We start from the raw sequence: 9,875 nt of genomic DNA on the forward strand, positions 1-9,875 counted from the left end.
GAGGACATGGCGGTGCTTCACTTCAAGGCCCGCCAACGCGCGGTGCGTGGCAGGCGGGCCGTCTGCCAATGTAGCCGATTGGCGCAGCTGGCGACAAAAACCCGGATCAAGCGGGGCGATCAGGGTGCCAGCCGCACGTCCAACTGGTGCGCCTGAACGGCGGCCACCTCGTCCCAGCCCACCTGCACGCCGATGCTGGCCATGTCGATGGTGCGCAGGCCGCTGTAGCCGCAGGGGTTGATGCGGTCGTAGGGGCGCAGGTCCATGGCCACGTTCAGCGCCATGCCGTGATAAGTGCAATGGCGCGATACCTTGATGCCCAGGGCGGCGATCTTGCCCAGGCCCTTGAAGGGATCACGTGGATCACGGGGCTCGGCCAAGGCTGCGTGGGCAAAGGGATCTTCCAGGCGCACATAGATGCCAGGCGCGCCCGCCACGCGGTGCCCGGTGACCCCGAAATGCGCCAGCGTGCGGATGATGGCCTCTTCCAGGCGGTACACATACTCCTTGACGAAGTAGCCGCGCTTGTTGAGGTTGAGCAAAGGGTAGGCCACCACCTGCCCCGGCCCGTGATACGTCACCTGCCCGCCGCGGTTGGTCTGCACCACCGGGATGTGATCAGGCCCGGGCGGGTTGAACAGCACGTGGTCGGCCTTGCCGGCCAGGCCTTGCGTGAAGGTGGGCGGATGCTGGCATACCCAGATTTCATCAGGGGTTTCGTCAGTGCGGGCTTCGGTGAAGGCCTGCATGGCCTCCATCGTGGGCAGGTAATCGACCTGGCCCAGGTTCTTGAGAATGGTCTGAGTCACCCCGCGTTTGTATCACCGAACCTGGATCGCCGAACCGCCCCGCCCTGCGTCAGGCCACACCCACACGCTGGAACAGCGCCCCAGGAAGGCGCGCCACCTGCCCCATCAGCTCCAGCTCCAGCAAGCGGGCGCCCAGATCGGCCGCCCCTAAGCCCGTGCGGGCGCTCAGGGCTTCCTGGCTGACCGGGTCATAGCCCATGGCGGACAGCACGAAATCGGGGGGCGACGAATCCTCATCGTCTCCCTGGCTATCGAGGGCGGAAGCCGTCGAAGCAGCGCGCTCGTTGATGGACGCCCCACCCATTGGCAGGCCAAGCTGCAATTCCTCCAGCACGTCTTGCGCGGTCTCCACCAGCTTGGCCCCCTGCTTGATCAATGCATGACAGCCCCGAGCCTGCGGCGAATGAATCGAGCCGGGAATAGCCAGCACCTCGCGGCCCATCTCCGCCGCCAGGCGCGCCGTGATCAGAGAGCCCGATTGCAAGGCTGCCTCGATCACCAGCGTGCCGCGCGACAGCGCCGCCACGATGCGATTGCGCTTGGGAAAATTGCCCGCCAAAGGCGCCGTGCCCAGAACGAACTCGCTGAGCATCAACCCTTGCGTGCTCATGCGCTGCGCCAGGGCCTGGTGCGCCTTGGGATAGACCACATCAAGGCCCGTGCCCACCACGGCTATCGTGCCGCCTGAAGCGGCGCCGTGATGGCCATCCAATGCGCCGCTGTGTGCCGCGCCATCCACGCCAAGCGCCAGGCCAGACACCACCGTCACACCCGCTTCGCTCAATGCTTTGGCGAAGGCATAGGCATTCTCCTGCCCCTGAGGTGTCGGGTTGCGGCTGCCGACCACGGCCACGGCCGGGCGGCTCAGCAAATCCAGTTGCCCTTGCGCAAACAGCAGCAAGGGTGGATCGGCGGCCTCCAGCAGCGCTGCGGGATAGGCTGCATCAGCCAGGCTCAACACAAAGCGCGAACAGCGGCCGCTGGCCAAAGGCAAGCCATCTGCCAGCCAGGCATGCGTGGCCTCGACTTGCTGATCCAGCCCGGCAGGCTCACGCATCAACTCGGTGGCCTCGCGTTTTGACACCACAGTGCTCAGCACCTGCGCGGACGCCTCGAAAATAGCCTGAGGTGCCCCCAGCGCCGCCAACAGTTTGCGCGCCGTACCCGGCCCGACGCGCGGTGTCAGCACCAGCCGCAACCACGCTCGCAATTCCTCCCGTTCCATGTCTTCTTTCTTTTTTGTTTGTTTGATCGTTTCAACACAGCCAGTAAAAAAGGGCAGTGCGGCCTCCACCACATCTGCCCTCATGCATCCAAGGCGCCCGCAGACGCCCTGACAAGCCCTGATCAGGGTTGCGTGAACCGGTCACCCGGCTTGACCGGATCCTGCACATTGAGGATCAACGCGTAAGAGACGCGATCGAACACGCGGAACACGAACAGCAGGCCATGACGCTCGTCAGGCAGCTTCATCACAGCACGGTCTTCGCTGGTCTTGTCCATGGCGGTCGCGCCAGCGCGCCACAAGGCCAGCACATGACCACGCTCCATGCCATCACGCGAGCCCTTGTTGATCGTCACGATCTGATTCTGACCAGCCGTGAGACCTTCGCCATAGATGGACACAATCTGGCCCGACAGATCTTGCGCGGGGGCGTGCGGCACCATGTTGGTGTACTCACGCGCCGGCACGGGCGACAGGCGATCACCCACGCCAGCTTCCTGGCGCAGGCTGGTGATGTTGAACGTCGATGGGATCACCACGGGACCACCATCGGCCCCCGTGCCTTCGGCGCCTTCGCGGGTCATCACGGCGGTACCCACATACTGCGCCTCGAAACCCAGTACCTCACGGGTAGTGGGATCGCGCAGAGGCTTGGGCTCGCGGAACATGCGGAAATCACGGCGGCCTTGCAGGTCACCGCGCACGTAGGCCGTTTCACCACGTGAGAGCACCACGCGGCCCTCCTGCGTGGCCACGATACGAGGCGCCTGGAGCAACTCCTCGCTGGTATCGAACACGACGGCCTCGTTGAAGAAGGGCTCCAGCAGGTGCACGCGCACGCTGCTGATGGCGTCATCCAGGCTGCCTTCGCGCACACGTGGCGACAGCTTCACCGTGCCACCAGCGCCGACCACCGGCTCGCCCACACGCAGGCGGGCGCGGCCATTGCTCTTGTCCAGGTACAGCATCTGCCCAGGGAAGATCAGATGCGGATTGCGGATCTGCTGCATGTTCATGCCCCAGAGTTCCGGCCAGCGCCAAGGCGTCTTGAGGAACAGGCTGGAGATATCCCACAGCGTATCGCCACGCTTGACGGTATAGGTATCGGGCGCGTTGGGCGAGAGTTCGGAGAGGGGCACGCCTGCTTCGGCCACCTTGGCTGCCGTCGCTTTTTGTTGCGGGGTGATGGGGTAGTTGGGAACGCCCTCAGCGTGAGCGGAGGACAAACTACCGGCCAGCACACCCAGCGCGGTCAGCGCCGATACACTCAGGGCACGGGTCTGACGAGCCGCGTGGAACAGCGATCGCTGGGTCATGAAAACAGTCTCCAATTACCGGCCGAAGAGATTCCCGCAGGCAGGGATGGCTCATATTCGGCAAAATCTGGTCAATGATCATTTGATTCTGCCCGTAAAACCGACACAGTCGCAATGAAAATTGCCCCGTGTTACCAGCGGTTGCGGCCCCGTCAGCCCGATTGACGTTGCGCCGCATCCACAACGTTATTGTTGATTTCCCTCTCCTCGACGCTCGCACCATGGCCCTGCTGCCCATCCTCCAGTACCCCGATACCCGACTGCACACGGTCGCCAAGCCTGTCGCCCAGGTGGACGACCGCATCCGCCAACTGGTCGATGACATGCTCGAAACCATGTACGACGCCAAAGGCGTGGGCCTGGCCGCCACGCAGGTCAACGTGCACGAGCGCCTGGTCGTGATCGACACGAGCGAGGAACGCAACAAGCCGCTCGTGCTGATCAACCCGGAAATCACGTGGGCCAGCGATGACATGCTGGTGTGGGAAGAGGGCTGCCTGTCCGTACCCACGATCTACGACAAGGTCGAGCGCCACGTGCGCGTCAAGGTGCGCGCACTGAACCGCGACGGCAAGTCCTTCGAGTTCGAAGCGGACGACGATCTGCTGTCCGTGTGCGTGCAGCACGAGCTTGATCACTTGTTGGGCAAGGTCTTCGTGGAGTACCTCTCGCCGCTCAAGCGCAACCGCATCAAGACCAAGATGCAGAAGAAGGCCCGCGACGAGCGCGACGCATGAGCAAGCTGAAAGTCGCCTTTGCCGGCACACCAGAGTTCGCCAGCGAAGCCCTGAGCGCCATCCTGACCGCCGGCTTTGAGGTACCGCTGGTACTGACCCAGCCGGATCGCCCGGCTGGCCGCGGCATGAAGCTGCAGGCATCGCCCGTCAAGCAACTGGCGCAGCAGCACGGCATCACCGTGGCGCAGCCCCACAGCCTCAAGCTGGACGGCAAGTACCCGGATGAAGCCCGCGCAGCGCAAGAAGCCCTGCTGGCTGCCGCCCCCGATGTGATGGTGGTGGCCGCCTACGGCCTGATCCTGCCGCAATGGACGCTGAGCCTGCCACGCCTGGGCTGCCTCAACATCCACGGCTCTCTGCTGCCACGCTGGCGTGGCGCGGCGCCGATTCACCGCGCCATCGAAGCTGGCGATGCCGAAACGGGCATCACGATCATGCAGATGGACATCGGCCTGGACACGGGCGACATGCTGGTGATCGAAAAGACCGCCATCCGCCCGGACGACACGACGGCCACCCTGCATGACCGGCTGGCAACGCTGGGCGGCCGCCTGATCGTGGAGGCCCTGGAGATGGCCGCTTGCGGCGGACTCACGGCCACGCCACAGCCGCAAGAAGGCGTGAACTACGCACACAAGATCGAGAAGGCGGAAGCCGCGATCGATTGGCGCTTGCCGGCCACAGAGATCGAACGACGCATGCGGGCCTTTGATCCCTTCCCTGGCACGACGTTTCAACTCCCTGGCGACAAGGGGCCGGACACCATCAAGTTGTGGGCGGCAGGCGTGGTGCCCGCCACCGGGCAGCCCGGCGAAGTACTGCACGCGCAAGGCGACACCTTGGTTGTGGCCTGCGGCGAACAAGCCCTGGCTTTGCGCACCCTGCAAAAGCCGGGTGGCAAGCGCGTCTCGGTGCGTGAATTTCTGCAAAGCGGCCCGGCCCTGCCTGCGTCACTGGCTTGAACCTTTCGGTTTGCGCCCGATCTAACTCCCGTGCCACCATGAGGTGGTGTGTGCATCATCGCGGGTCAGGAGGCCCGACAACATGTTCAACTTGATGAAAACCGCCGTCCTGATGGCGGCGATCACCGCTCTGTTCATGGCCATTGGCGGGATGATCGGCGGCCGCACCGGCATGATGCTGGCGCTGCTTGTGGCGCTGGGCATGAACTTCTTCAGCTACTGGTTCTCGGACCAGATGGTGCTCAAGATGTACAACGCCCGCGAGGTAGACGAAACCTCCGCGCCGCGTTTCTACGGCATGGTCAAGGAACTGGCCCAGCGCGCCCAGTTGCCCATGCCGCGCGTTTACCTGATCGACGAATCGGCCCCCAACGCCTTTGCCACGGGCCGCAACCCCGAGCACGCAGCCGTGGCGGCGACCACCGGCATCCTCAATGTGCTGACCGAACGCGAGTTGCGAGGTGTGATGGCGCACGAGCTGGCCCACGTCAAGCACCGCGACATCCTCATCAGCACCGTCAGTGCCACCATGGCCGGGGCGATCTCCATGCTGGCCAACTTTGCCGCCTTCTTTGGCGGACGGGATTCAGAGGGGCGCCCCGCCAATCCGATCGCGGGCATCGCCGTGGCGATCCTGGCACCGCTGGCCGCCAGCCTGATCCAGATGGCCATCAGCCGTGCACGCGAGTTCGAAGCAGACCGGGGCGGCGCCGAAATCAGCGGCGACCCACAAGCCCTGGCCAGCGCGCTGGAGAAAATCCACCGTTATGCCCAGGGGATCCCTTTGCAAGCTGCCGAAGCGCACCCTGAGACGGCCCAGATGATGATCATGAACCCGCTGTCGGGCGACGGTCTGCGCAGCCTGTTCTCCACACACCCGGCGACCGAAGAGCGCGTGGCCCGCTTGATGGCCATGGTGCGTTGAACACCAGATAGTTAAGCACCATAGCTATGGTGTGACACTCTTCACACCCCAAGGCGCCCTGCATCGCCTTGGGGCGCTTGCCCCCTCATTTGAGGGTCAAGCCCGACAGCCCCCGTCCGATACACCGACAACGCGCTCCGCCTCCAAGCTGGGCGCCGGTATGTCAAGGACCCTGGATGCTGATCGACATTCGCAAGACTGAGGAAGAATCACGCTGGCTGCACCGCTGCGCCTGGGCCGTGCTCGCCGCCGGCTTGCTGCTCAGTGGCCTGTCCTGGTGGCGTGCCAGTGCCTCCTTGCAGAGAAATGCCGATGCCGCTTTTGCGCAGCAAACCGCCGATGTCACAGCGCACCTCAATCAGGTAGCCGATCACTACGTTGACGTCCTGCGCAGCTTCCAGGGGATGTTCCTGGTTAGCGACAAGGTCGCTCGCCAACCGTTTCATCAGCACTTCCAGAACCTGAACGTCACAGCGGAATACCCCGCCTTTCTGGCCATCCAGTACGCCGAACTGGTGACGCATGCTCGCAAAAGCACATTCGAAGCAGGCGTGCGACAGGATCGCAGCATGGACGCGCGAGGTTACCCCGACTACCGCATCACGCCCGAAGGCGACCGGGCCGAATACCTGCCCGTGCTGTTCAACGAACCCATGACGCCGAACACGGTGGTGCTGGGGTACGACATGGTGGCCGACGCGGCGCGACGCGAGGTCATGGAACGCGCTCGGGATACCGGCCTGGCGCAGGTGTCCGCACCTTTGCAGCTGATCCAGAACGAGCAAGACAAACAAGGCATCGTGATCCGCGTCCCGGTTTACAAGCCCGGCGCCGCGATCGACACCACGGAAAATCGCCGCGCCGCATTTGTAGGACTGATCAGCGGCGTCGTGCGCACATCGAATCTGATGAAGCAGGCCGCCGGCATCAAGGACTGGGCGCATCTGCACTGGACGGTCGCCGATGTCGGCTCGGAACTGGCCCCCGAGGAGGCCGGCGCGCAATGGCTATTCGACAGCGCGCAGCACATGGGGGGAGGCTACCGCAGCAGCGCCCACCATGACCTAGCCGACGTTCGCCAGACCAAGTTCGATCTGGGTGGCCGCCACTGGCAACTCAGTTTCATTCGTGAACCGGTGCAAGCCATGACCCAGGCCTACCCCCTGGCGCTGTTGCTGAGCGGCATGTTGGCTTCTATCGGGCTGTGGTGGGCCATCCGCAGCGCTGGTGATCGCCAGCGCCAGGCTGCCGCCATGGCCATGGATCTGAGTCAGAAAGCCCGTGACAGCGAACGCCGCTTGCGCTCTTTGCTGGACAACACAGTTGACGGCATATTGACGCTGTCGACCGCAGGCGACATCCTGAGCGTGAACCATGCGGTCTGCCTGATGTTTGGCAGACAAGAAGGCGACATGGTGCGCCAGCACATCAGCACACTGCTACCAGCCGCCGCCACGCAGGCACCCGACAAGCGGATGGACACCTTCCTGCAAGCCCAACAGGTTGGCATCGATGGCGTGGGCCGCCGCACGGAAGGCCTGCGCGCCAATGGCCACAACTTCCCGGTGGACATGGCCGTCAGCAGCATGGAGCTCAATGGCCAGAAGCAGTACATCGCCGTGCTGCGCGATCTGACCGCGCAGGAAGCCGCCGAGCGCGCCATCTTCGAAGCCCAGCGCCAGCTCAATGAAGTCGACGAGATGCGCCGCGTCATCGTGCACAACGCGCCGTACGCCATATTCGTGCTCAACGCCCAAGGCATCATCCAGACCGTGAACCCGGCTGGCGAAAGGCTGGTGGGCACCAAGGCCCACGAACTGGTGGGGCGCTGCACAACCCGACGCTTCTTCGATCCCGACCAGGTGGCCGAACGCGCCCGCATGCTGGCCTTGCGCCTCAACGAGCCGGTGCGTGAGCTGGACGTACTGACGCACCTTGCACATGAATCGCCGGGCCTGCCCAGCGAATGGACCATGCGCCGCGACGATGGCAGCTTCCTGATCGCCGAGATCACCGTGACGGAGCTGCGCAACGAATATGGCCAACTCAGCGGCTACCTGGCCATGGCGTACGACGTGACCTCGCGCCGTGACGCCGAGCACCAGTTGCAGCACATGGCGCAGCACGATGCCCTGACCTCGCTGCCCAACCGCAACATGCTGCAAGAGCAGCTCAAGACCTGCATGGGCATTGCGGACCGACAAGGCCACCACATGGCCATGATGTTCCTGGACGTGGACCGTTTCAAGAAGATCAACGATGGCCTGGGGCACCATGTGGGCGACAGCGTGCTCATCGAGATCGCACGCCGGCTGCGTTCCGCCATGCGCACCTCCGACATCGTGGCACGGCTGGGTGGTGACGAGTTCGTGATTCTGTTGCCGCAGATCTCCGCGGTTGAAGACGGCGAACGCGTGGCGCAGAAGGTGCTGGACCTGTTTGTCGACCCGCTGCGCATCGGCTCGCACGAGTTGCGTGTGACCCCCAGCATTGGCCTGGCGATCTACCCCGAGCATGGCGCAGACACGATCACCCTCATGCGCCATGCCGATCTGGCCATGTACCAGGCCAAGAGCGATGGTCGCAACCGCGTACAGGTCTACAGCGACAAGATGCAGTCGCCATCGGCCGATACGCTGGTGCTGGAAAACGACCTGTACAAAGCGCTGGAGCGCGACGAGCTGCGCCTGCACTTCCAACCTCAGTTCGATTGCGCCACCGGTCGCATCAGCGGCGCCGAAGCACTGCTGCGCTGGGAGCACGGCGGCAAACTCATTCCGCCGTCGGACTTCATCCCGATGGCCGAAGAAACCGGCCTCATTGTGGCCATGGGCGAATGGGTATTGCGGCGCGCCTGCGTCATGGCGCAGCAATGGCGACAACGCAGCGGCTGGCCCTTGCGCGTGGCCGTGAACCTGTCGGCTGTCCAGCTCGATCAGGCAGACATCCCCGCGCTGGTTGCACAAGTGCTCAAGGAAACAGGCCTGCCACCCACCGCATTGGAGCTGGAGATCACCGAGAGCGTGGTGGTGCGTGAATCGCTGCGCGCCGCAGACATCCTGACTCAGTTGCGCGCCGTCGGCGTGGGCATCGCGATTGACGATTTCGGCGTGGGCTACTCGAGCTTTGCCTATCTGCGCGAACTGCCGGTGGATCGCCTCAAGCTGGATCGCAGCTTCTTGTCCTCGGTTCCCGAATCCCCTGGGGATAGCCGGCTGGTTGCCGCCCTCATCGCCATGGGGCATCGACTGGAAGTCGGCATCGTGGCTGAAGGCGTAGAAACACACGAGCAGGCTGCGTTCCTGGTGGCTCATGGCTGCGACGAGGCGCAAGGCTACTACCTGGGTCGACCGATGAAAGAGGAATCCTTTGAAGCTTTGTTGATGGCGCACAGCCGGGAGCAGGCCGCCAAGGCCAGCCACAGCCCGAACGCAGCCACCGCTGCACGCCCCCCTGAAGTGCAGAACCCCACGGTCACGGTCTGATCGCTCCCAAACGCGCGAGCATCCCTACAATGCCGCACCGCCTTGCGCGTGCGGCATTTTGTTTCGCGCTCGACTGTCAACGTGCCGATGACCCTCTCTCGCCCCTTCCTCGCCAAAGCTCTTGATACGCCCCGCACGGCCTTGTTCCTGCTGATGCTGCATCTGCTGATCTGGACGGCGCTCCCGCTGCTCGTATCGCGCAACCTGCCGCTGGATGTGATCGAAGCCCTGGCATGGGGGCGTGAATGGCAATGGGGCTATTACAAGCACCCGCCGCTGTCTGGCTGGCTGGCCGAGTTGGCTCGCCTGGGCCCGGCGAACTGGAGCCTGTTCCTGCTCGCTCAGCTCATGGTCACCGGCGGCATGGCCGCCAGCTGGCTACTCGGGCGCGAGCTGCTGGGCACCCGCCTGGCCAC

At 64.1% G+C, this 9,875-nt stretch carries 7 protein-coding genes and 1 pseudogene; 5 read left to right on the forward strand and 3 right to left on the reverse strand.

What is annotated here, in order from left to right; genetic code table 11:
- Nucleotides 1-119: 119 nt before the first annotated feature.
- The 3 genes from lipB to EPO09_RS12860 form a co-directional block, all read right to left on the reverse strand.
- The gene (lipB, locus tag EPO09_RS12850) at nucleotides 120-809 is read right to left on the reverse strand and encodes a lipoyl(octanoyl) transferase LipB (RefSeq protein ID WP_290643686.1); all 690 of its coding nucleotides are present in this window, start codon (nucleotides 807-809) and stop codon (nucleotides 120-122) included.
- A gap of 49 nt (nucleotides 810-858) precedes the next feature.
- A complete protein-coding gene (gene dprA / locus EPO09_RS12855; protein ID WP_290643688.1) occupies nucleotides 859-2,034 on the reverse strand; it encodes a DNA-processing protein DprA in 1,176 nt (391 codons plus the stop codon).
- Nucleotides 2,035-2,156: 122 nt separating this feature from the next.
- Nucleotides 2,157-3,350: a LysM peptidoglycan-binding domain-containing protein gene (locus tag EPO09_RS12860; protein WP_290643691.1), complete on the reverse strand. Its 1,194-nt coding sequence runs from the start codon at nucleotides 3,348-3,350 to the stop codon at nucleotides 2,157-2,159.
- Nucleotides 3,351-3,571: 221 nt separating this feature from the next.
- On the opposite strand from EPO09_RS12860, the gene def reads away from it, so the two are divergent.
- The 5 genes and pseudogenes from def to EPO09_RS12885 all read left to right on the forward strand — a co-directional run.
- Entirely contained in the window at nucleotides 3,572-4,087 is a 516-nt protein-coding gene (gene def, locus EPO09_RS12865) for a peptide deformylase (RefSeq protein WP_290643693.1), read from the forward strand.
- A gap of 5 nt (nucleotides 4,088-4,092) precedes the next feature.
- Entirely contained in the window at nucleotides 4,093-5,049 is a 957-nt protein-coding gene (gene fmt, locus EPO09_RS12870; RefSeq protein ID WP_290643698.1) for a methionyl-tRNA formyltransferase, read from the forward strand.
- An 82-nt stretch (nucleotides 5,050-5,131) separates the two neighbouring features.
- Nucleotides 5,132-5,974 (forward strand): zinc metalloprotease HtpX, encoded by an 843-nt coding sequence (htpX, locus tag EPO09_RS12875; RefSeq protein WP_290643695.1) that lies wholly within the window; start codon nucleotides 5,132-5,134, stop codon nucleotides 5,972-5,974.
- Nucleotides 5,975-6,150: 176 nt separating this feature from the next.
- Nucleotides 6,151-9,459, forward strand: a complete 3,309-nt coding sequence (locus EPO09_RS12880) for an EAL domain-containing protein (RefSeq protein WP_290643697.1) — start codon at nucleotides 6,151-6,153, stop codon at nucleotides 9,457-9,459.
- 87 nt (nucleotides 9,460-9,546) lie between these two features.
- A pseudogene (locus tag EPO09_RS12885) lies at nucleotides 9,547-9,875 on the forward strand (hypothetical protein); the annotation flags it as partial.

It is taken from the genome of Aquabacterium sp. (genome assembly GCF_004297345.1).
Lineage (GTDB): Bacteria > Pseudomonadota > Gammaproteobacteria > Burkholderiales > Burkholderiaceae_C > Aquabacterium.